This window comes from Sphingomonas sp. CBMAI 2297, from assembly GCF_029870595.1.
In the GTDB taxonomy this organism is placed as follows: Bacteria; Pseudomonadota; Alphaproteobacteria; order Sphingomonadales; family Sphingomonadaceae; genus Sphingomonas.
This window is the reverse complement of record NZ_JAPDIR010000006.1, coordinates 146,258-169,684: the sequence shown is the minus strand read 5'-3', so window position 1 is coordinate 169,684 and position 23,427 is coordinate 146,258. Positions and strand designations below refer to the sequence as shown.

Genomic DNA, 23,427 nt, shown 5'->3' with positions numbered 1-23,427 from the left:
GGGCATGTTCGAGCTCAGCCAGCTCCGCTGTTTCGTCGCCGCGGCCGAGGAACTCCATTTCGGCCGCGCCGCGCAGCGCCTGAACATGACCCAGTCGCCGCTCAGCCGGCAGATCCAGCTGCTCGAGCGCATCCTGGGCGTCATGCTGCTCGAGCGCACCAGCCGCCAGGTGAGCCTGACGCCCGCCGGCCAGGTCTTCCTGATCGAGGCGCGGCGCATCGTGCGGCTTGCCGAAAGCGCCTCGCTCTCGGCCCGGCGGGTCGCCCAGGGCGATGCCGGCAAGGTCGCGATCGGCTTCACCGCGGTCTCCGGCTATGGCCTGGTCCCGCACATCGTCGCCAATGCGCGCGCGAGCCTGCCCAATATCGATCTCGATCTCCACGAGATGGTGAGCGGCGACCAGGTCGATGCGCTGCTCACCGGCCTGATCGATATCGGCTTCGTCCGTCCGCCGGTGGACCGGCACGAATTCGACACGCTGTGCGTGCTGCGCGAGCCGCTGGTGGTGGCGCTGCCCCCCGGCGATCCGCGCCAGTCCCGCCCCGCTTTCGAGCTGGCCGATTTCGATGACGAGCCGCTGATCATGTATGCCCGCCAGGGCGCGGGCTATTTCCACGACATGCTGGTGCGGCTGTTCGACGATGCCGGCGTCTCGCCGCTGCATGTGCAGCACGTGACCCAGATCCATTCGATGCTCGGCCTCGTCCATGCGGGCCTTGCCGCGGCGCTGGTGCCGCAATCGGCATCGGGCCTGCACCTGATGGACGTGCAGTTCCGTGCGCTGCGCACCGATCCGGAGAATCCGGTGGAGCTCCACATGGCCTGGCGCCGCGACAACGCCAATCCCGCGCTCGAGCCGATGCGGCAGCTCTGCGCGCAGACGGCCGGCGCGTGATCGACCGGCGCGGCGTGATCGGCGGCGCGATGCTGCTGCCCGCCGGCGCGGCGCTGGCGCGGGCGCCCGGCGATCCGGTCGCGGCCACGCGCCATGGCCGGGTGCGGGGCGTGCACGAGCAGGGCGTGCTCGTCTTCCGGGGCGTTCGCTACGGCGCCGACACGCGTGCCCGTCGCTTCCGCCGCGCGCTGCCGCCGGAGCCATGGCCGGGCATCGCCGATGCCACGCGCTACGGGCGTGCCGCGCCGCAGACCAGGGCGGAGGAGCCGACCGGCGAGGACTGCCTGTTCCTTAACGTCTGGACGCCCGCGCTCGATGCCGGGAAGCGCCCGGTGATGGTCTATCTCCATGGCGGCGCGCATGCGCATGGCTCGGGGGCCGACCCGCTCTATGACGGCAGCCGGCTGGTTCGCCGCGGCGATGTGGTGGTGGTGACGCTTAACCACCGGCTGGCGGCGCTCGGCTATGCCTATCTCGCCCAGCTCGGCGGACCGGCGGAATCGGGCAATGTCGGCAATCTCGACATCGTGCTGGCGCTGCAATGGGTGCGCGACAACATTGCCGGCTTCGGCGGCGATCCCGGGCGCGTGACGATCTTCGGCCAGTCGGGCGGGGGCGCCAAGGTCGTGACGCTGATGGCGATGCCCGAGGCGCGCCCGCTCTTCCATCGCGCCGCGACGATGAGCGGCCAGCACGTCACCGCCGCCGGCCCGATGCACGCCACCGCGCGCGCCAGGGCATGGATGGCCCGGGCCGGCGCGGCGGATGTCGCCGCACTCGAGGTGCTGCCCGTCGAGCGGCTGGTCGAGGCGATGGGGATGACCGATCCGCTGGAGGGGAAGGGCGAGATCAGCTTCGTCTCGACGCTCGATCATGGGGTGCTGCCGCGCCATCCCTTCGTGCCCGACGCCCCGCGCGAGGCGGCGCATATCCCGTTGATCGTCGGCAACACGCGGGACGAGACCGGCTTCTGGATCGGCGATATCCTCCGGCGCGGCGACACCAGCTGGGACAATCTGGCCGAGCGGATCGCGGCGCAGGTCACCAAGGATGTCGCGCCCGATTGGGTGGTGAAGCGCTACCGCGAGATCTATCCGGAGAAGACGCCCGGCCAGATCCTGCTGGCGGCGAGCACGGCGGGACGCTCCTGGCCCGGCCATCTCATCCAGGCCGAGGAACGGGCGCGGATCGGCGCGCCGACCTGGATGTATCAGCTCGATTTCCCCGCGCCCGAGGCGGGCGGCATCCTGGGGGCGTTCCACACGCTCGATATCCCGCTGGTGTTTGACAATATCGGCGTGAAGGGCGCCCGCACCGGCGATGGGCCCGAGGCGCGGCGGCTGGCCGGGCGGATGGCGGACGCCTTCCTCGCCTTCGCTCGCACCGGCGATCCCAATTGCGCGAGCCTGTCCGCCTGGCCGCGCTTCGATCTCGAGAAGCGGGCGACGATGCTTTTCGATACCGACAGCCGGGTGGTGGACGATCCCCGGCGGGAGGAGCGGCTGCTCTGGTCGGTCGCGCCTTATATCAAGCCGGGCGGCTAGCCTTGCTTGCAATGTAGGATTGCGCCTGCTTCGCTCCCCAGGCGCGATGCGCATGCCGGCCGCTCTTTGAACCGTTGGGGAAATAGGATCACGCGCGCGCAAGGAAGTTGCGTGATTCGCTCATTTGCCGGGAAATCAGGGAAAATAGGCGTGCCGAAAAGCCGCCACTGGCGCGACTTCTGCGACCCTTTGCCCGGCGACTGGCCTCGCATTGCAGGATGCGCGTTTCCCGCTTAGTCTCGCCGCGAATACCCGACAGGAGATCGCGCATGGCGAAGCTGGTCTACGCGTTGAACCAGTCGCTGGACGGCTATGTCGATCACATGGCGTTCGCGCCCGATCCCGCGCTCTTCCGACATTTCATCGACGATGTGCGAGGCCTGGCCGGCAGCATCTATGGGCGGCGCATGTACGAAGTGATGCGCTATTGGGACGACGAGCATCCGGAATGGGATGCCCCCAGGCGCGACTATGCCGCGGCCTGGCGAAACATGCCGAAATGGGTGGCATCGCGCACCCTGGAATCCGTCGGCCCCAATGCCACGCTGCTCGGGGAGGATCTCGAAGCGGCGGTGCGCGAGCTGAAGGCGCGGCATGAGGGCGTAATCGAAGTCTCCGGCCCGGAACTGGCGCACAGCCTCACCGGGCTCGGCCTGGTCGACGAATACCGGATGTACCTGCATCCCGGCGTGCTGGGCGGCGGCAAGCCCTATTTCGCCGGCCCCCGGCCGCCACTCCGGCTGGTGGCCAGCGAGCGTATCGGCGAACAGGTGATCCGGCTGACCTATGTTCCTGCGTAACGCTTGTCGGCATCGAGCAAGACCGGTCTCGAGGATCGACGCGGTCGAAAGCCTGCCGGGGAGCCGGAATGGCCGCTGGCGGGTGGTTTGCGATATGTCCGCTTGATGACCGGAAGCGGGCCTACTGCTCGTTTCCGTCCGCGTCCTTCTTTAAGAATAAAACGCGAAATTTCATTACATCGTTGACCGTCGCCCTGATCAAGAATGCGATGAGCGGTAGGCCCACAAACGCAACGAGACAAAGGCGCGTCAGCGACTCCGTCATCCCGATATCCGTTGCGAAGTCAGTGAGAAACATAGACGCGCCAATCATGCCGATCGTCACGATCCAAACTGGTGTTGCCCATCCGAAAGCCTTCATCCATGTCATCGGCTGATGATGCCGTCCTTGTGGAATGTCCGCAACTGGGGCGCGAGTGGTCAACTTCGCAGCTGCCCCTCCACCCACTCCGCTCACCGTCCCCAGGGGAACGCCAGTGTCGGCCGGTTGGCAAAGCGCCGCATCGCCAGCCTGAGCCGCGCGCCGCAGCCGGGCTCGAGCCGCAGCGTGAAGTCCGGCCGGCCGATCCGGGTCTCGATCCCGTCCAGCGTCACGCTCTCGATCCGGTGCTCGGCCCAGGCGCCGCCCTGCACGATCACGGTACGGGCCACCTTGCCCAGATTGACCAGCGTCACCTCCGCCGAGGTGTCGCCCAGCGCATGGACCAGCGCCGCCACATCCTCGGGCACGCCCGCGCGCCGCTTGTCCGCGTCGAAATAGCGCAGCCGGCAATGCAGCGGCACCCCGCCCTGGTTGGGCGAAGTGGGTGACCAGGGCGGGCGAGCGATGTGCAGCCCGCCGGTCATCAGCTGGATCAGGCTGGTGACGCTTGCCGGGCTGATGTCGAGCGGCCAGTCGGCGAGCCGCGTGTCGGGCGTGGTCGGGTCGTCCGCCTGGGCCTGTTCCCGCGCGGCGATCCGGTCGAGATCGGCCTGCATCGCCGCGATCGGATAGCCGGGGTTCCGGCCCTCGAGGAACGACACCCAGGGATGCTCGCCCGCCGCCGCGCGATCCTTCGGGTCCTGGGTGAAATACCAGATCTCGAAGCCGTTGCTGCGATAGGGGCCGGGCTTCCAGCCATACCAGCCCTGGGCGCCAAACATGGTCGGCGCCTCGAAACTGCCGTCCTTCTGCCGGCCCGCCTCGTTGATCCGCGCATTCTGGCGGCGCCACAGCTCGATATAGGAAAGGTCGCCGGTCAGCACCGTGCCGTTGAAGAAGGCCGTGATCGAGCGCGGCACGCGGTTGCGGTCCTCGCGCTTGCCGGTCTGCGGCACGACCGGCGAGAAGCCCCAGCCATAGACGCCGCGCCACCAATTGGCGCCCACGCTGCCGTCCAGCCCGATATGACTAGGCAAAATATCGTTGTTCGCCCTGGCGCGATCCACCCAGGCGTCGAGATAGTCGAGGGCCCAGCGGCGATAGCGCTCGCCGCCGCCCAGCGCATAGGCGTTGAGGCCCAGCGTGGTCGCCTGCAGGTTGAGCGGATTGTCGCCGACCACCTCGCCATATTCGTCATAATGGTCGAGCGTCTGCTGATAGGTCGTCTCGCCATGCTCCATGTGGAAGCGCTCGCCCGCTTCGAACGGGTCGCCGGCCCAGTCGAGCGGGGTCGCCCGGCGGAGCATCGGGCCGCGGCTTCCGTTCATCACGCTGCGGATGATCCGGCGCTCGGGATCGTAGTTCCGCACCGTCGGGTCGCGGCCGGTGTAGAAATCGGCATAGCGCATCGTGCGCGCCAGCAGCCTGGGATCGCGGGGGATCGAGAGCCCCATCACGTTGAAGCTGGTCAGCCCTTCGCTATTGTGCTGCCAGTCCATCTGGACCGGGAATTCGCGGTAATACATGCCCTGCCGCGCGATCGGCACGTCCATCGTCCGGGCGGCGGTATATTGCTTCAGATGCCCTTCCCAGAAACGCCGGGCGAGCGTCAGGATCCGGTCCGATCCGCCCAGGGCGTGCAGCACCAGCCAGTCGTTGGTCGCCTCCGCCGCATCGTCGGGCCCGTCATTGGCGCCCCAGCGCTCGAACACCTTCAGCCAGCCGCGCGCATCGACATATCTGGCGTAGAAGGCCTCGCAGGCGGCGGCGTTGCGGGCGAGCAGCCGGCGCTGCATCACGGCCCAGCCCGGCGCGGCCATCCTGGTCCTGGCGATCAGCCGGGCCGGGGCGGCGTGGGCCGTGGCGGGCAGGGCGATCGCACCGGCGGCGCTCCCGAGCAGGAACTGGCGGCGGTCGACGGTCATGCGGCGATCTCCACCCGGCGGATCGGGCCGGCGATGACGAGGAAGGCGAAGATCGTCAGCAGGCAATGCGCCCCGACAAAGACCAGCGCGAGGTCGAACGATCCGGTGCCGGCGACGATATAGCCCACCACGATCGGCGTGACGATGCCGGCGATGTTGCCGAACATGTTGAACACGCCGCCCGAAAGGCCCGCGAGCTTCTTCGGCGCCACGTCCGCCATCACCGCCCAGCCGAGCGAGGCGACGCCCTTGCCGAAAAAGGCGACCGACATCAGCGTGACCACCAGCCATTCCTGCTCCACCCACACACAGGCGATGATCGCCGTGGCGAGCAGCATGCCGATGGTGAGCGGCGCCTTGCGCGCCCAGTCGAGCGAGCCGGTGCGCTTCAGGATGCGATCGGAGACATAGCCGCCCGCCAGCCCGCCGACAAAGCCGAACAGGGCAGGGGCCGCGGCGGCGAAGCCGGCCTGCATGATGTTCAGTCCGCGCTCCTTCACCAGATAGATCGGGAACCAGGTGACGAAGAAATAGGTGAGCACGTTGATGCAATATTGGCCCAGATAGATGCCCAGCATCATCCGGTTGGCGATCAGCTTGCCGATATTGGCCCAGTCGAACGCGGCCGATGCGCCGGCCTGGTCCTCCATGTGGATCAGCCCGCCGCCGGCCTCGATATGGTCGCGCTCGGCCCGGTTGATCGCGGGATGCCGGGCCGGGCTGTGGATGAAGCGGAGAAAGGCGAGGGTGGCGAGCAGGCCCAGCCCGCCCATCGTCCAGAACACCGATCGCCAGCCGAAGCTGTGCGCCAGCCAGCCCATCAGCGGCACGAAGGCGACGATCGAGAAATATTGCGCCGAGTTGAAGATCGCCGACGCGGTGCCGCGCTCGGCGGCGGGAAACCAGGCGGCGACCAGCCGGGCATTGCCCGGAAACGAGGGCGCCTCGGCCAGGCCGACCAGGAAGCGCAGCGCGAACAGCATCGCCGTGGCGGAGAGGATCGGCACCAGTCCCGCGAGCCCCTGGCTGGCGGTGAAGACCGACCAGAGCGCGATCGCGGCGGCATAGACGCGCTTGGTGCCGAACCTGTCGAGCAGCAGCCCGCCCGGGATCTGCGAGAGCGCATAGGCCCAGGCGAAGGCCGAGAGAATATAGCCGGTCTGCACGGGGGTGAGCCCCAGCTCGCCCGCCGCCGCATTGCCCGCGATCGAGAAGGTTGCGCGATCGGCATAGTTGACGCTGGTGATCACGAAGATCAGTGCGATGATCGCATGGCGCACGCGCGTGGGCCGGCTGCCCTCGGTCAAGTCTCTCTCCTTCGCACTGCGCGCCTGTTGCCGGCGCCTTGGTGGCCATTGCAGGCCTACCGGGCGGCCGGGGCCGGGTCCAAGCCAAAAACGGGAATGATCCAGTCCCGGCTTGGCTTGATCATGGCGGCCCTTGGCCAGGTCGCTGGGGATCAGTGCAAGAAGCGCATCGATCCATGTTCGATTGAGGTTGGCCTGTCGCGCGCCTTCACGGCTAACCAGCCTGCAATCAAATCCGCTCGGCAAAGAAGCGGCATCTCATGGGGAGACTGAAGGCGATGTCCCGCACCCGAATCCTGAAATCCGTCCTCGCGCTGTCCAGCGCGGCCGCCGTCCTCGCCGCTGCCGATGCCCGCGCGCAGGACGCCGCCGCCGATCCGGCGGCGGCATCGGTGCCGGCCCAGGACGAAGGTGCCGCCAACGAGATCGTGGTCAAGGGTTTCCGGGCCAGCCTCAACAGCGCGCTCAACCTGAAGCGCAACGAGACCGCGACGATCGACGCGATCAAGGCCGAGGACATTGCCGAATTCCCCGATCTCAACCTGGCGGAATCGCTCCAGCGCATCCCGGGCGTGGCGATCAGCCGCGTCAATGGCGAGGGCCGCAACATCTCGATCCGCGGCCTGGGCCCGGAATATAGCCGGGTGCGCATCAACGGGATGGAAGCGATCGGCACCACCGGCGGCACCGACAATTCGGGCGGCGTGAACCGCGGGCGCGGCTTCGACTTCAACATCTTCTCGTCGGACCTGTTCAACAGCCTGGCGGTGCGCAAGACGGCGACGGCGGACGTCGAGGAAGGCTCGCTCGGCGGCACGGTCGATCTCCAGACCGCGCGTCCGTTCGACTATCGCAAGCCCACGGCCGTGGTGCAGGCGGCGGCGAGCTACAACGACCTTGCCCGCAAGGCCAGGCCGCGCGTCTCGACCCTGCTCACCACCAGCACCGCGGACGGGCGGTTCGGCGTGCTGCTCTCGGTCGCCTATGAGGAACGTGCCCTGGTCGAGGAGGGCGCCAACATCACGCGCTGGACCTATGGCGGATTCAACAACGGCTTCAACACCGCCTCGACATTGCCGGGCTACACCATCGCCCAGATCAACGACAGCAATCCGGCCACCGCGCTCTATCACCCGCGCATCCCGGGGCTGGTGAGCTATGCGATCGAACAGAAGCGCCTGGGCGCGGCGCTGGGCGTGCAGTTCCAGCCGAGCGAGAAGACGCTGATCTCGATCGACGGCCTCTATTCGCGGCTCGACGGCACGCGCCAGGAAGCGCAGTTCCAGGCGATCAGCTTCAGCCGCTCGGGCACCGGCAAGCCGCAGACGATCATCCGCTCGGGCATTGTCGACGCCAACCGCAACATCATCAGCGGCACGTTCGACAATGTGGATCTGCGCACCCAGGCGCGCTACGACAAGCTGGTCACCGATTTCTACCAGCTCACCGGCACGCTCGACCAGAAGATCGGCGAGTCGCTGAAGTTCGGCGCGGTGGTCGGCTATTCGAGCTCGCAGTTCCGCAACCCGGTCCAGACCACGGTGACGATCGACGCCGCGAACACCAACGGCTTCTATTATGATTTCTCGACGCGCTTCCCGACGATCCGGCCGGGCGTGGACGTGAGCAGCGCAGCCACCTTCGCCTTCACCAACGGCACTTCGGAAGTCCGCATCCGGCCGCAGACGGTGGACAACAGCTTCACCAACGCCAAGGGCTTCCTCGAATGGACGACCGCGCCCGAGCTGAAGCTCAAGGCGGGCGTGGACTGGCGCCGGTTCGACTATAGCTCCACCGAGCAGCGCCGCCTGCAGGGCGAGACGGTGGTGACCACGCTCACTGCGGCGCAGCTCGCACCGCTCACCACGGTCTTCTCGGGCTTCGGCCGCGGGCTGAATGTGCCCGCTGGCACGCCCACTGCCTGGGTGGTGCCGAACCTCGCGGCGTTCCAGGCCTATCTCAACACCTATAGCAACCCGGCCTATGCGATCGGCGGGATCGAGAATGCCACCGCGCGCGGCTCGTTCGTCACCGTGCGCGAGGAGGATCTGGGCGCATGGGGCATGATGGAGTTCAACTTCGCCGATGCCGGCATCCCGATCCGCGGCGATGCGGGCCTTCGCTATGTGAAGACCGACCAGTTCTCCACCGGCTATGCCAGCCAGGGCAGCACGGTGAACCTGGTCGGCGCGGACCGCAGCTATGCGAACTGGCTGCCCTCGGCCAATCTCGTGGTCGATGTGCGCGACAATCTGATGGTCCGCTTCGCCGCCGCGAGGACGATCGCGCGGGCCGGCATCGGCTCGCTCACGCCGGGCGGCAACCTCAACGTCTCGGGCGGCAACCGCACCTTCAGCTCGGGCAATCCGGCCCTGAAGCCGACCAGGTCGACCAATCTCGACGCCTCGATCGAATGGTATCCGATGCGCGGCGCGATCTATGCCGTCTCGGTGTTCCAGAAGGACATCGGCACCTTCGTCCAGACGCTGAGCACCACCGTGCCCTTCAGCGACCTGGGCCTGCCTGCCTCGCTGCTCAACGGCACCACGGCGAGCCCCACCGACGCCTTCATCGTCAGCCAGCCGGTCAATTCGAAGGGCGGCCTGCTGCGCGGCCTCGAGGTCAATGTGCAGCAGCCGCTCAGCTTCCTGCCCGGCTTCCTCAGCAATTTCGGCGTGCTGGCCAACTACACCTATGTCAGCTCGGACATCGAGTATCTGACTTCGGCCAGCGGCGCGACCACGGTGAAGGCGCCGCTGCTCGGCCTGTCGAAGCACGCCGCCAACGGCACGCTCTATTTCGAGACGAAGAAATTCTCGATCCGCGGCTCGGTCGCCTATCGCTCGAAATACCTGACCGCCGTGCCGGGCACGGAGGGCAATTCGTACAACGGCACCAATGCGACGACCAACATCGATGCGCAGGTCTCGTACAACATCACCGACAAGTTCAAGGTCAGCCTGGAGATGATCAACCTCACCGACGAGCTGAACGACCAGTTCGTGGATGCGACCAATCGTCTCAACGTGCTCACGCATAGCGGCCGCCAGTTCGTCTTGGGCGCGCGGCTGGCCTTCTGACGCTTCCGGGCCAGCTTCCCTCCGCTTCCCGGATCGGGGTCAGCCAATGCACTTGGCTGGCCCCTTTTTTTGGGGATGGCTGGCATTCCCAGGACGCAAGGCACGCGCCGTGCCGCATAGGGCCTCGCGCGCTTTTCGTAAGGCGTTGCGGTTGAAGGAAGATCGCGTGCCGTATCGGCAATGGCAGGGGCGCTCGGATTCGAACCGAGGGCCTTCGGTTTTGGAGACCGACGCTCTAACCAGCTGAGCTACGCCCCTGTGCGGAAACGCGCATCTAGCGCGACGGAGGGGAGGGAGCAAGGGTGCTGTTGCGTTTCTCCTAAGTTACCAGAAATATTTGTGATTTATCGATATCGGGGTCGTTCTTCCGGTTCGGCCGGGCCATGCGCGCTCGGCCCGGTTGCGGTGGGGCCAATGGCAAGAGAGCCCGCGCAGTCCTCCTGCGCGGGCTCTCGGCCCCCCAAAGCGAGGCCGGCAACGGTGCCTGGTGCGGAGCGGGATTCCAGGCCCTCCGCACCCTGGCGCCGACTGTCGTCAGAAGCCGATCTTCACGCGGACCGATGCACGGCCCTCGCGCGTGTTCTCGCCCGCCGAGCCTTCCAGCGCGATGCCCAGGCGGACATTCCTGCTGGCCCGGGCATCGATGCCCACGCCCAGCGTGCCGAGCACCGGCGCCATCCGCACGCCCGTCACGCCGAAGCTGCCGGTGCCGCTCGGCGCGCCCGAGAAGCGCACGGTGCCCGCCGTATCGAGATCGCCCGAATTGTAGCGCACGCCCATGCTGACCCAGGGCATCGCCATGCCCGCGCCGGTCTTCACCCGGGCGCCGAGGCGCAGCTCCGCGCCCGCGGTGAACAGGTCGCGGTTCGCCGAAGCCATCTCCAGGCCCAGGCCGCCGGTGGCATTCTCGGTGAAGCCGTCGCGCTGGTCGCGGACCTTGCTCGCGCTGCCGATCAGAGCGAGGCGCAGGCCGTTCGCGAGCTCGGTGCGGAAGCCGCCCGAGACGCCCACCGAATAGCCATTGGCATGGATGTCGCCGGTGGCGAGCGCCGTGGTGGTGCCGATGGCCAGCGTGCGCTTGCTGTTCAGGTCGCTCGAATACCAGCTGCCCGAAGCGGCGATGAAGGCGCTGCCCGCATCGTAGCTCAGATAGCCGCCCAGCTGATACTGGTTGCCGCTCACCGTCGAGTAGCGGCTGCTCATGTCCGCATCGATCTGCGCGACGCCGCCGGCGATGCCCGCGGTGAACCCGTCGAGCCGGGTCTCCACGCCCATGGCGACGCCCGCGACGGTCGTGTCGAGGCCGGCATGGGCGCGGTCGCCCAGCAGCTTCTGATAGCCGCCATAGACCTGGCCCCAGATGCCGCCATTGCCCGCTTCGCCATTGTCGGTGCCCGGCAGCGTCGCGCCGGAGAGCGCGCTGGCGAAGCCGTTGCCCGCCGTGCTGGTGGTACGGACATCGGCCAGGCTCGCGCTGGCGAACCCGCCGCCGATCAGCGCATCGCCGCCATCGCCCACCCGTCGGCGTAGCAGGTCGGTGAACAGATTGTTCGCCGAGATGGTCGCGGTCGAGATATTGGCCAGGGCTTCGCCGCTGAAGGTCTTGAACGCCGCGACGCGCTGCTGCGTATCGAGCGAGGTGATCGTGTTGAGCGTCGCCGCCCATTGATCCGAGGCATTGCCGGTGGTCGAGTTGCCGAGCGCATTGGCGACCGCGAGCGTGTTGGTGTCGCCCGCCGCCACGCCGTCGTTGAACTCCATGTTCTTCTGGACCTGGAGGACAACGGCATTGGCGGCCAGATCGTAGCGAAGGCGCCACTTCAGGTTCGGATTGCTCGCCACGGTGGCGAACACCGAGCCGTTGGCGAAGGTGCCGGTGAGGGCGTTCGCCTGGACGATCGTGTAGAGCTGGTTGAAGCGATAGTCGCTCGCTGCCGCGGTCAGCGCGTTGACCTGCACCGTGCCGCCCGTGAGCGTGGCGGTTCCGTTCACCTTGATGCTGTCCGAAGCGAAGTTCAGGCTGGTGCCGCCGAAGTCGAAGAGCAGGGTGCCGCCGCTGACGGTCAGGCTGCCTGCGGTGAAGCTGCCGATCGGGTTGATCGCGCCCAGCCCATTGGTGGCGAGGCCGCCCGGCGAGAAGGTGCCCGAGCTGATCGTCAGCGCGCCCGCCATCGTGCCGCCGCCGATCAGCGTGCCGCCCTGGACGCGCATGCCGCCCTGGGTGGAGCCCGAGAAGGCGAGCGTGCCCGCCGACACGTCGAAGCGGCCGGTGGTGGCGAAGGTGCCGGCCAGCGTGAGCGTGCCGGCGCCCTGCTTGTCGATCGAGCCCGATCCGGTGATCGCGCCGCCAAAGCCGGTGTTCGAGCCGCTCGACAGGGTCAGGCGGCCGGTGCCCAGGGCGATCGTGCCGGTGCCGGCGATGGCCGTCACTGTCTGATTATAGGCGCCGAGATCGAAGGTCGCGCCCGAGGCGAGGCCGATCGTCGCGGTGCTGGCTAGACGATCGCTGGCGCCGAGGCGCAGCGTGCCGCCCTGGACGGTGACGGTGTTGGCCCCGGCGGTGCCGTTCAGCGTCGAGTTGCCGCCCAGATTGTAGAGCGTGCCCGCGCCGAGATTGGCGTTCACCGTCGCGCCCGTCAGCTGATACTGGCTGGCGGTGAGCGCGCCGGTGCCGGCCAGGGTGCCGCCGAGCGCCAGGGCGCCGATGGTGTCGCTGTACGCGCCGAGGTTGAGCGTCGCGCCGGACGCGACGGCCACCGTGGCGGCATCGGCCAGGCGGTTTGCCGCGCCGAGCGTCAGCGTGCCGCCCTGGACCGAGACGTCGCCGGCGGCAGTCCCGTTCAGCGTCGAGTTGCCGCCCAGATTGTAGAGCGTGCCCGCGCCGAGATTGGCGTTCACCGTGGCGCCGGTCAGCTGGTACTGGCTGGCGGTGAGCGTGCCAGTGCCGGCCAGGGTGCCGCCGAGCGCCAGGGCGCCGACCGTGTCGTTGTATGCGCCGAGATTGAGCGTCGCGCCGGATGCGACGGCCACCGTGGCGGTGTCGGCCAGGCGGTTTGCCGCGCCGAGCGCCAGCGTGCCGCTCTGGACCGAGACGTCGCCGGCGGCAGTGCCGTTCAGCGTCGAGGTACCGCCCAGATTGTAGAGCGTGCCCGTGCCGAGATTGGCGTTCACCGTCGCGCCGGTCAGCTGATACTGGCTCGCGGTGAGCGTGCCGGTGCCGGCCAGGGTGCCGCCCAGCGCCAGGGCGCCGATGGTGTCGCTGTACGCGCCGAGATTGAGCGTCGCGCTGGACGCGACGGCCACCGTGGCGGCATCGGCCAGGCGGTTTGCCGCGCCGAGCGTCAGCGTGCCGCTCTGGACCGAGACGTCGCCGGCGGCAGTCCCGTTCAGCGTCGAGTTGCCGCCCAGATTGTAAAGCGTGCCCGCGCCGAGATTGGCGTTCACCGTGGCGCCGGTCAGCTGGTACTGGCCCGCGGTGAGCGTGCCGGTGCCGGCCAGCGTGCCGCCGAGCGCCAGGGCGCCGATGGTGTCGCTGTAAGCGCCGAGGTTGAGCGTCGCGCCGGACGCGACGGCTACCGTGGCGGCATCGGCCAGGCGGTTCGCCGCGCCGAGCGTCAGCGTGCCGCCCTGGACCGAGACGTCGCCGGCAGCGGTGCCGCTCAGCGTCGAGTTGCCGCCGATGTTGAAGACCGTGCCTGCGCCGAGATTGGCGTTCACCGTCGCGCCGGTCAGCTGATACTGGCTCGCGGTGAGCGTGCCGGTGCCGGCCAGGGTGCCGCCCAGCGCCAGGGAGCCGATGGTGTCGTTGAAGCCCTGGAGATCGAGCGTCGCGCCGCCATCGACCTGCACGGTGGCGCTATCGGCGATCCGGCCATTGGCGGCGAGCTGCAGCGTGCCGCCGCTCACCCACACGTCCATGTCGACCGTGCCGGCGATGCGCGAGGTGCCCGAGGCCTGGGTGAGCAGGTTGCCGGACAGGTTGCCGTTCACCGTGGCTGCATTCAGCGCGATGTCATGCGCGGCGAGGGTGCCGGTGCCGTTGAGCGTGCCATCCAGCCGCGCCGCGCCCACCGTGATCGCGGTGGTGCCCAGGTCGAGCGTCCCTGCAGTGTCGACGAGCAGGGTCGAGGTTGCATTGAAGCGCGCGCCGGTCGTCAGCGTCAGCGTGCCCGAGCGGACCTCGGTGAGGCCGGCATAGTTCACTCGGCCGCCGAAGCTCAGATTCGCGCCGTCGATCAGGAGACCGCCGCTGGTTCCGTTGAAATTGCCGGTGAAGCTGCCGGTGCCGCTGGTGAGCACCAGGGTGCTGGTGCCGAGCGCCACATTGCCCGAGCCGGTCAGCACGCCGATCGCCTCGCTGCCGCCGAGCTGCAGCGTGCCGCCCGTCAGGGCGACCGAAGCGGTGTCGGCAATGGCGCCGCCATTGGTGACGAGCGTGCCGCCGGTCACGGTCCAGGCCGCGACATCGGTGGCTCCGCCCAGCGTCCAGGTGCCGCTGCCCGACTTGGTGGCGCTCCCGAAGTTCGCCACCGCGCCCAGTGTCGCCGAACCGGTGCCGGTCAGCGTCAGCGTGTTGTTGCCGGCGCCACCGTCGAGCGTGCCGTTGACGACCGCGCCGGTGTCCAGCGTGATCGCGTCGGCGCCGCTGCCGCCGGCATAGCCGCCGTTCAGCGTGCCGAGGATGTTGATCACCCGGTCGCCGGTGCCGCCCGAGCTGATCTTGCCGGTGGTCGAGCCGGCGTCTAGGTTCACCGTGACCAGAGTGGCGCCGTCGAGATACATGCCGCCCAGGCCGCCGGTGATCGTGCCGCCCGCCTGGTTGGTGAAGGTGCCGCCCGCGCTGGTCCACAGGCCGAAGCCGCCGGTGCCGCCGGTGAGGCTGCCCGAGTTGGTGACCGTGCCGCCCGCCGCCAGATAGACTGCGGTCTCGTTGCTCGAGGTCACGCTGCCCGCATTGGCCAGGCTCGAGCCGGCGCCATAGGCGGCGATGGTGGTGCCCTGGCTGGTGATCAGGCCGCCGGCATTGTTGGTGATCGCGGCCGTGCCCGCGACATAGACGGCGGGAGAGCTATTGAGCGCCTGGATCGTGCCCGAATTGTCGATCGTACCGCCCTGGCCGAGATACAGCGCGAAATTGCTGTTGCCGGTGATCGTGCCGCCCGCGCGGTTGATCAGCTGGGCGTCGCCGCCATTGACCCAGACGGCGCGGGTGCCGGCGATCGTGCCGCTATTGTCGAGCAGCCCGTCGGTGCCGCCGAAATAGATCGCGACATTGTTGGTGCTGGTGATCGCGCCGAGATTGTAGACGCTCTGGTTCGCACCGTCGGTGCCCACCGTGTTGGCGCTGCTGGTCAGGCTGCCCGTCGCCGTCACGTCGAGACGGCTGCCGGCCCCGAAGAGATCGACGCTCTGGAAATTGCCGGTGCTGGTCGCGCCGCTGATCGCGATGTTCGACCCGTCGGACACCATGAAGGTGCCGTTGAGATTGTTGGTGCCCGAGAAGGTGAGGGTGTTGCCTGTCGCCAGGCCGCTCACGCTCACATAGCCGTTGCCGGTGATGTTCTGCGCGACGGTGCCGCTATAGGCCTGCTGATAGGCAAGGGTGCCGTTGTTGACGATCGTGGAGCCGGAGATCGTGTCGCTCGCGCCCTGGAGAGTCGCGCCCGACTTGATCGTGGTGGTGCCCAGCCAGCTGTTGGCGGTGTTGGTGAGGATGATCGTGCCCTGGCCGCCGATCACCAGGTCCTGGCTCGGATCCACGCCCGCGCCGGCGCCGGTGGTGATCGCGCCGGTCAGCGTCGCGGTCACGCCCGCATCGGCGTTCAGCGTCGACGGGTTGGCCGAGGACGGGGTGACGACTTCGAGCGAGATGTTGTTGGCATAGCTGCCGGTGGCGCCAAAGGTCGCGGTCGGGTCGATCATGTGGATCGTGCCCGTGCCGAAGGCGCCCGCCGTTGCCGCGCGGATCGAGCCGCCATTGACATAGATGTCGCCGGTGAGGCCGCTGGTGCCGTCGAAGGTGATCGTGCCGGCGGGCATGCCGCCGATGCCGGCATAGATCGCCTGGTCGGGATCGTTGCTCGGGCCGGTCAGCGTCATGTCGCCCGAGATCAGGCCGATGCTGTCGAAGTTGATGAAGTTGGCCAGGCTGACATTGTAGCTCTGCCCGGCGCCGAAATCGGCGAACAGCCGGTCATAGCCCGCGCCGCCATCGACGATGCCGGTGATCGTGCCGCCGAAATAGGTGAAGCTGTCGTCGCCGTCGCCCAGATACACGTTGCGGATCTGGCCGGAGCGCATGGTGACATTGTTGCTGCCGGTGGCCGAGCTGGCGTCGTAGTCGCCATAGACGATGCCCGACAGGTCGATGTTGCGCGTGCCGTTGCCGGTCGAGACGATGCTGCCATACATCGCCGAGCCGACCTCGTTGGTCATGTTGATCGTGCCGTCGCCGGCGAGCAGCACCGCGCCCGTGGTGCCGACGAACGCGCCGCTCATATGGTTGGTGATCGTCGAGGTCTGGCCTGCGGTGGTGTCCAGCGAGACGCCGTAGCCGCTGCTGCCCTGGATGGTGCCCGAATTCTCGATCGTCGCCGCGCCGCCGGTGATGACCAGGCCGTTGGCGCCGCCGACGATGGTGCCGCCATTATTGGCGCCGCGGGTGTTGGTCACCGTGCCGCCGGCCGTGAACCGAACGCCGTCGCCGGCGCTGTAGTCCTGGTTGATCTGCCAATATTGGGTGACCGTGTTGGCCGCGGTGCCGACGGCGATGATGCCGGTGTTGTTCAGCGTCTGATAGTCGTCGCCGCCGATCACGCCGCCGGCGCGGCCGACGATGATGCCGGCATTGGTGATCGTGTTCGCGCCGGCCGAGACGGTGACGCCATTGCCTTCGGCGACGATCAGGCTCCCAGCCTGGTTCCCAAGCGTAGCGCCGACCATGGCGACGCCGCTATAGTTGGCGTCGGTCGAGCGGATCAGGCCGGCATTGGTCACGATGGTCCCGGCTTGAGCGAAGACGCCGTTGCCGAGATTGCCGATCACCGTGGCGCCATGGGCGATGGTCACGCTCGTGCCGCTGTTGGCCAGCGTGACCGCGTTGCCGTTGCTCCCGATCTGGACAGTCCCGTCGAGCGTCAGCGTGCCGTCGTTGACGGTCCAGCCGCCGATGTTCGCCGACGCGCCGCTCAGCGTCAGATCGCCGCCGTTGAGGGAAAGCTGCTCGAAATTGCGGACCTTGGTGAGGTCGAGCGTGGTCGGGGTGTAGACGCTGGCGTTGAACCGGTCGAAGCCGATGGCGCCGGCTTCGATGCTGGTGAAGCTGCCGCCATACCAGTTGACCGTGTCGTTGCCGTTGCCGAGCACGATCGCGCCATTGGTGACCGAGCCGGCGTAGAGGCTGACCGTGTTGTCGTTGTCGCCGGTCAGGTAGATCGCATAATTGCCGCCGGTGATCGTGCCGCTGTTGTTGATGTTCACCGCGGTGGTGCCGCCTGAATAGACGCCATAATTGCCGCCGACGATCGTCGCGCCGGCACCGTTGGTGAGGTAGCCGCCGTTGAAGACGACGCCGCTGCCGGTGCCGCTCGCCGTGAAGGTGCCCGTGGTGCCGCCCGAAAGCGTGCCCGCGCCGATGAAGCCGGCGTTGTTGATGTTCACGGTGGCGCCGCCCTGGATGCCCCAGCCCTGGCCGACGATCACGCCGCTCGCCTGGTTGGTGACCGTGGCGTTGCCGAACTGCTGATAGACGCCGCGGCTCCCCGCGCCGGTGCCGACGATATTGCCGCCATTGTCGACGGACACGCTCGCGCTTCCCGAATAGACGCCGCCCGCGGTGCCGCTGATCAGGCCGCCCGGCTGGTTGTTGAGCGTGCCCCCGGCAGCGGGGACGAAGCGCACGCCATAGCCCAGCGTCGCATTGGTGCCGCCGGTAATCGTGCCTCCGTTGTAGATGGTGTTGCCGGTGCCCAGCAGGTTCACGCCGGCATAGGTCGTGGCGGTGATGGTGCCGTTGTTGCCCAGGCTCAGCGCGCCGGTCGCGCCGATGCCGACGGCGCCCGTGATGGTGCCGTTATACTGGTTGGAGACGCTGCCCGAGCTGAGCGTGAGACCGGTGCCGGCGCTGAGGGTGTAGGTGTCGGTCGTCGCGTTGTAGGTCGCCGCGGCGATCAGGCCGCTGTTGTTGACGATCCCGCCCGCCAGCATCGAAGCGCCTCCGGCGACGCCCAGGAGGCGGCCGCCGGCATTGTTGGTCAGGGTGCTGGCGTTCTCGACGCCATAATATTGATAGCCGGCGATTGTGCCCGAATTGGTCACCGTGCCGCCCGCCGTGACGTACACGCCGTCCCAGCCGCCGGTGATCAGGCCGGTGGCATAGTTGGTCACCGTGCCCGCGCCGCCCGAGACATAGACGCCGTTGGTGCGCAGGTTCGAGGTCGAACCGAACGCGACGCCCAGGATCTGGCCGGAATTGTTGACGGTGGTCGCCGCGGTCGAGGTGATCGCGTTGGTGTTGTCGCCGTTGCCGGCCAGGAACGAGCCGCGGATCACCCCGCCCGCCTGGTTGGTGATCGTGCCGCCCACGGCCTGGATGCCGTTGCCGCCACCCGCGACCAGCGTGCCGCTGGTGCCGCCCGAGAGCGTGCCGGCCGCGATCGTGCCGCTGTTGGTGATGCTGGCCGCGCTGCCGGTGAGGACGCCGCCGACGCGGCCGACGATCAGGCCGGCATTGGTGAGGCCGAGCGTGCCCGTGCCGATCGCGTAGATGCCATAGCCGTTCGTGCCGCCGGCATTGCCCTGGCCGACGATCCTGCCGGTGCCGTAGTTGGTGACGGTGAGGTTGCCCGAGCCGTTCTGGTTCTCGATCGCGTTGGCGAGGTTGCTGGCGATCAGGCCGTAATTGTTGACCGACAGCTGGCCGGTGGCGATCACGCCGTCCGAGCCGAGATGGTTGATGCCGGTGTTCCGGCCGTTGATCGTCGCGGTGGCGTTGCTCGCCGAGCCGTTGTTGATGGTCGAGGAGCCGCTGGTCGCGGCGACGCCGATCGCGCTGCCCCAGTCCTGGTCGAGGGCGGTGCCGGTGTTGCTGATCGTGCCGAAATTGTCGACGCCGTTCCCGGTGCCGCCGAGATAGACGCCGAGATACTGGCCGCCCGCGACCGTGCCGCTCTGGCCGACGCGCAGGATGTTGTTGGCACCGCCCAGGGTGACGGCCGCGGCAGTGGCGCCGCCGCTATAGGCGCCGCTGCGCGCGCCGGTGAGCGTGATCGTGCCGCCGGTGGCCGAGTTGATGTTGAATGCGCCGGTGTTGGTGATCGGGCCGCTCAGCGTGACCGTGCCGAGCGCCTGGACGTCGCCCGCGCCGCTGATCGCGCTGGCGAAGTCGTAATTGTCGCTGCGGCTGAAGATCAGCGTGCCGCCGGAATCGACGGTGATGGCGCCGGTGATGCGGCCGTTGGTGGTGCCGTCGCCCACTTGCAGGCGGCCGCCGGCGACGGTGGTGCCGCCGGTATAGGTGTTGGACCCGGTCAGCGTGACCTGGCCGCTTTCCAGCCGCAGCGCGCCGGTGCCCGAGATCACCGTGCCGCTCGAGCTGCTGCCCGACTGGGCATAGGTGACCGTGCCGTTGTTTACGATGTCGCTGCCCGAGATCGCGGTGGTCGAGCCCCGCGCCGTCACGCCCGAGTTGATCGTGGTGGTGCCGGTCCAGCTGTTGGTGCCGGTGAGGTTGAACAGGCTGCCCCCGATACCGGCGAAGGTCACGGCCTGCGAGGTGCCGATCGCCTGGCCGGCGGCGTTGGTGCCGCTGCCCGAGGTGATGTTGCCGCTCAGGATGGCGTTGCCGCCGAACAGGTTCTCGAACACGACCGGCTGGCCGTTCAGCACCGCGGGAATGTCGAGCACGAAGCTATTCGCATAGACGCCGGATGCGCCGAACTGCACGTTCGAGGTGAGCATATGGACGGCCGCGTTGCCGAAGGCGCCGGCGCCGTTGGCGCGCAGGATGCCGCCATTGACGTTGATCGTGCCGACCCCGCTGGTGCCCTGGAAGTTCAGCGTGCCGCCATTGGCGTTGACGGTGATGCCGGGCACCGCGGCCGCGCCGGTGAGGGTCCAGGTGCCGCCGTCGAGCTTGGTGATGGTCCCCGCGCCGGTCGAGATGGCGAGCGAGAAGCTGCCCGCCTGGGCGCCGGTGCCCGCGCCGCGCAGCTGCAGCGTGTTGTTGCCGCCGCCCAGATCGATCGCGCCGAACATCGCCGCCGCCAGCGTGCCGCTGTTCTGCAGCGTCACGCTGCCCGCCGCGCCGCTCACCGCGTCGGTGTAGCCCTGCGTGACCGCGCTGGCATTGGTCTGGCCGTTGTAGATCGCCAGCGTGTCGTTGCCGGCGCCGCCGGTGATGCTGCCCGAGGCCGAGCCGGCGAACAGGTTGATCGTGCCGCCGGCATTGCCGGTGATCACGGCAGCGCCGGTCCCGCTGCCGGCCTGGCCATAATTGTTGAACGTGCCGCCGTTCAGGAAGACGGCAGCGCCGGACGTGGGAATGGTACCGCCGCCCAGCGTGGCACCCACCGCATTGGTGATCGTGCCGCCGGCATTGGCATGGATGGCCGCGCCGCTGCCTTCGCTGATCGTGCCGGCGTTCAGGATGTTCGCCACGCCGCCGACATAGACGGCGTCGAGATTGAGCGTGCCGGTGCCGGTCCCGTGGATCATGCCGGTGTTGACGAGGGTGAGGTCGCTGCTGGCCTGGATGCCGCCCGACGCGCCTTCGATCAGGCCGCTATTGGTGATGTTGGCGGTGGCGCTGCGGATCGCCGTGGTGGTGCCGCCCTGGACATAGTTGTTCGAGCCGTCGAGCGTGCCGGTGGCGATCTTGCCGGCATTGCTGACGCTCAGCAGGCCGGTGCCGCCATTGTAGATGCCGGCATAGCCCGCACCGACGATCTGGCCGCCGGATGCGTTGGTCACGCTGACGGCGCCGCTGTTGATCAGCACGCCCGCGCCTTCGCTCGTCGCGCCATAGATGCGGCCGGTGGCGTTGTTGAAGACCACGCTGGTGCCGCTGATCTCGACGCCGGCGAAGCGGTCGCCCTGGATCAGGCCGTCATTGACGACATAGGCGCCGCTGTTGGCGCGCGCGCCGTCCCAGCGGCCATAGATGCTCGCGCCGGCATGGTTGGTGAGGGTGAGCTGGTTGGCGCTGGCAAAGACGCCGTTACCCTGGGTCGCGGTCGAGCCGCCGGCGGCATAGGTGATCAGGCCGAAGTTATCGACCGTGCCGCTGCCGATCGCGATGCCCGAGGACATGCCGGTGCCCGAGGTGATCGTGCCGCTGGTCTGGATGTTGTTGCCGGTGGCGGTCGAATAGATGACGTCGCCGGTCGCGCTCACCTGCGCGCCCGCCTTGATGAACATCAGGTCGGCGGTGGTGAGCGTGACCGCCTTGCCGGCGACATTGGTCAGCGCGCCGTCGATGGTGAGCGCCGTCGCGTTGCCGCCCGCCACCGTCCAGCCCGGTCCGCCGTCGCTGCTGCCGGTGAGCGTCAGGTTGCCGGAGACGAGATTATAGGCTTCGAAATTGACGATGTTGGCGAAGAAGCTGCTCTGGTTGATCGTGCGGTTGGTCGTGGAACCGAGGTCGACCGCGAAGGTGTCCGTGCCCGCGCCGCCGTCGATCGTGCCGCCGATGCTGCCGCCGCCCCAGGTGAAGGTGTCGTTGCCCGAGCCGAAGGTCGCGCCCTGCATCGCGCCGGTCGCGCCGAGCGTGAAGCTCTGGGTGCCGGTAGCGGCGCTGGCGTCGTAATTGCCGTTCAGCGTGCCGCCGAGATTGGTGGTGGTCGCGCCGCTGCCGGTGACCTGGATCAGGCCGTTCGTGGTCGATCCGGCATTGAGGCTGAACAACGAGGCGGTGGTGGCGTCGAGCCGGATCGCACCTGCGCCGCCACCGGTGATGGTGCCGTTGTTGGTGACCACCTGGCCCCCGGAGAAGGTGCTGCTGTCGAAGCGAATCGCCCAGCCGGTGGTCGCGTTGGAACCACCGGTGATGGTGGCGCCGGCATTGTTGGTGATCGCGCCGCCGCGGCCCGAATAGATCGCCATGGCGTTGGTCGCGGTGATCGTGCCGGCATTGGTGACGTTGGTGGTTCCTTGTCCGCTCACCACGGTGCCGCCGGCGCTCATCGCGCCGTTGTTGGTCACGCTGAGAGTGGATGGCGCCTGGGAATTGCTCACGCCCGTTCCGGCGCCGCTGGTCGCGCTGACCGTGCCGTTGTTGACCACGGTGATGTTGCGGCCGGCGCGGATCGCGAAGGAGCCCTGCGAAGTGACGGTCACACCCGAGGCCACGTTCACCGCGAGATCCGAGTTCACGGTGTTGGAGCCGATCGCGGCGAAGCCGGTGCCGCTGCTGATATTGGCGTTGGCGTTGACGGTGTTGGTGCCGCCGACCACGCCGGTGCCCTGGAACACCACGCCCGAGCTCGGGCGCGTCGAATTGCCGATCGCGGCGCCCACCGTCACGGTGCTGCTCTGGCCGGTCAGGGCCGCATTCACCTGGATGCCGACGCTGCCGCCATTGATCGTGCCGCCCGCAGTGGTGATCACGCTGGTGATGCCGTTGTTCGACGAGGCGTTAATGCCGATGCCGGCGATGCTGGTGCTGATCGCCGAACCCGAGCTGACCATGACCAGGGCCCCGGCGTTGCTCGCGGTCGCGCTGATCCCGGTGCCGCTGGCCAGGGTGCTGATCGAGCCGCCGGTAGTGGTGACGATGGCGCCCGCGGCCGAAATCGCGGAGATGCCGGTGGCGAAGCCCGAGATGACCGGCGCCTTCAGCGACAGGTTCACCGTGGAGCCGCTGGAGCTGGCATAGATGCCCGCCACGCCGGCGCCGTCGGCGGTGACGTTGCGCAGGCTGCTGACGGTGCCGAAATCGACGACGTTCACGAAGCCGTTGGCGATCAGATAAGTGCCATAGGTGGCGGTGAGGTCCGTGGTCGAGGATTCGTCGAACTGGCCGATGGCCCAGGTGACGTTGCCATTTGCCGCCTGCAGCGAAAGTGCCGCGCCGTTCTGGTCGCTGCGCAGCGTGTTGGCGCCCGCGGTGTAGAGGACCGCGCTCTGGCCGTCGGCGGAGACCTGCTTGTAGGCGATGCCGTTGGGGTCGCCGGTGGTGTTGTTGATCGTGACATCGGCCATGACGACGCCGGCGTTGACCGTGTTGGTCACCGTCACGCCGCCATTGGTCGCGGTCGCGTCGGTATAGGTGCCGGTGCCCGAGATCGTGCCGCCGTCCGTGGGGTAGGTCGACTGGGCCAGCGCCGGCGTGGCCAGCGCGACGCCGATCAGCGCGGTCGAGCCGAGCAGCGCCTTGCGCAGCAGCGCCTCGCGACCCATGCGCGCCGAAACCGTCTTGGACGCACGCGCGCCGTTGCCACGATCGATCATTTCAGAAGCCCCCGAAATCTTGAGAACCATGGGCCCCGCGACTCAGCGGGACACATGGCAGACATGGGG

The 23,427-nt window shown here is 68.2% G+C and carries 8 protein-coding genes and 1 tRNA gene; 4 read left to right on the top strand and 5 right to left on the bottom strand.

What is annotated here, in order from left to right; translation table 11 throughout:
* The first annotated feature begins 4 nt into the window (after positions 1-4).
* The 3 genes from OMP43_RS10740 to OMP43_RS10730 all read left to right on the top strand — a co-directional run bounded on the left by OMP43_RS10740 (position 5) and on the right by OMP43_RS10730 (position 3,239).
* Positions 5-895 carry a LysR family transcriptional regulator gene (locus OMP43_RS10740; protein WP_280279719.1) on the top strand — a complete coding sequence of 297 codons (891 nt, stop codon included), beginning with the start codon at positions 5-7 and terminating at the stop codon, positions 893-895.
* Positions 892-2,439 (top strand): carboxylesterase/lipase family protein, encoded by a 1,548-nt coding sequence (locus OMP43_RS10735; RefSeq protein WP_348538603.1) that lies wholly within the window; start codon positions 892-894, stop codon positions 2,437-2,439. The genes OMP43_RS10740 and OMP43_RS10735 overlap by 4 nt, the downstream gene beginning before the upstream one ends.
* A 269-nt stretch (positions 2,440-2,708) precedes the next feature.
* Positions 2,709-3,239, top strand: coding sequence for a dihydrofolate reductase family protein (locus tag OMP43_RS10730; RefSeq protein WP_280279718.1), 531 nt, complete (start codon positions 2,709-2,711; stop codon positions 3,237-3,239).
* A gap of 121 nt (positions 3,240-3,360) precedes the next feature.
* Here OMP43_RS10730 and OMP43_RS10725 read toward each other — a convergent pair whose 3' ends face one another.
* Genes OMP43_RS10725 through OMP43_RS10715 form a run of 3 tightly spaced genes read right to left on the bottom strand, consistent with a single transcriptional unit; the run spans position 3,361 to position 6,832 of the window.
* Positions 3,361-3,663 (bottom strand): hypothetical protein, encoded by a 303-nt coding sequence (locus OMP43_RS10725; protein WP_280279717.1) that lies wholly within the window; start codon positions 3,661-3,663, stop codon positions 3,361-3,363.
* Positions 3,664-3,692: 29 nt separating this feature from the next.
* Positions 3,693-5,525: a hypothetical protein gene (locus OMP43_RS10720; RefSeq protein WP_280279716.1), complete on the bottom strand. Its 1,833-nt coding sequence runs from the start codon at positions 5,523-5,525 to the stop codon at positions 3,693-3,695.
* Positions 5,522-6,832 (bottom strand): MFS transporter, encoded by a 1,311-nt coding sequence (locus OMP43_RS10715; protein WP_280279715.1) that lies wholly within the window; start codon positions 6,830-6,832, stop codon positions 5,522-5,524. Before OMP43_RS10715 ends, OMP43_RS10720 begins: the two co-directional genes overlap by 4 nt.
* A gap of 278 nt (positions 6,833-7,110) precedes the next feature.
* On the opposite strand from OMP43_RS10715, the gene OMP43_RS10710 reads away from it, so the two are divergent.
* On the top strand, positions 7,111-9,912 hold the full coding sequence (locus tag OMP43_RS10710; RefSeq protein ID WP_280279714.1) for a TonB-dependent receptor: 2,802 nt from the start codon (positions 7,111-7,113) through the stop codon (positions 9,910-9,912).
* A gap of 181 nt (positions 9,913-10,093) precedes the next feature.
* Here the strand turns inward: OMP43_RS10710 and OMP43_RS10705 are convergent.
* Positions 10,094-10,170: transfer RNA gene (locus OMP43_RS10705), tRNA-Trp, on the bottom strand.
* A gap of 276 nt (positions 10,171-10,446) precedes the next feature.
* Positions 10,447-23,358, bottom strand: a complete 12,912-nt coding sequence (locus OMP43_RS10700; RefSeq protein ID WP_280279713.1) for an autotransporter-associated beta strand repeat-containing protein — start codon at positions 23,356-23,358, stop codon at positions 10,447-10,449.
* Positions 23,359-23,427: the final 69 nt, after the last annotated feature.

Bases quoted from the DNA above. Each gene is read 5' to 3' on its own strand.
- OMP43_RS10740 (WP_280279719.1), top strand. From the start codon at position 5: ATGTTCGAGCTCAGCCAGCTCCGCTGTTTCGTCGCCGCGGCCGAGGAA.
- OMP43_RS10730 (WP_280279718.1), top strand. From the start codon at position 2,709: ATGGCGAAGCTGGTCTACGCGTTGAACCAGTCGCTGGACGGCTATGTC.
- OMP43_RS10720 (WP_280279716.1), bottom strand. From the start codon at position 5,525: ATGACCGTCGACCGCCGCCAGTTCCTGCTCGGGAGCGCCGCCGGTGCG.
- OMP43_RS10710 (WP_280279714.1), top strand. From the start codon at position 7,111: ATGTCCCGCACCCGAATCCTGAAATCCGTCCTCGCGCTGTCCAGCGCG.
- OMP43_RS10700 (WP_280279713.1), bottom strand. From the start codon at position 23,358: ATGATCGATCGTGGCAACGGCGCGCGTGCGTCCAAGACGGTTTCGGCG.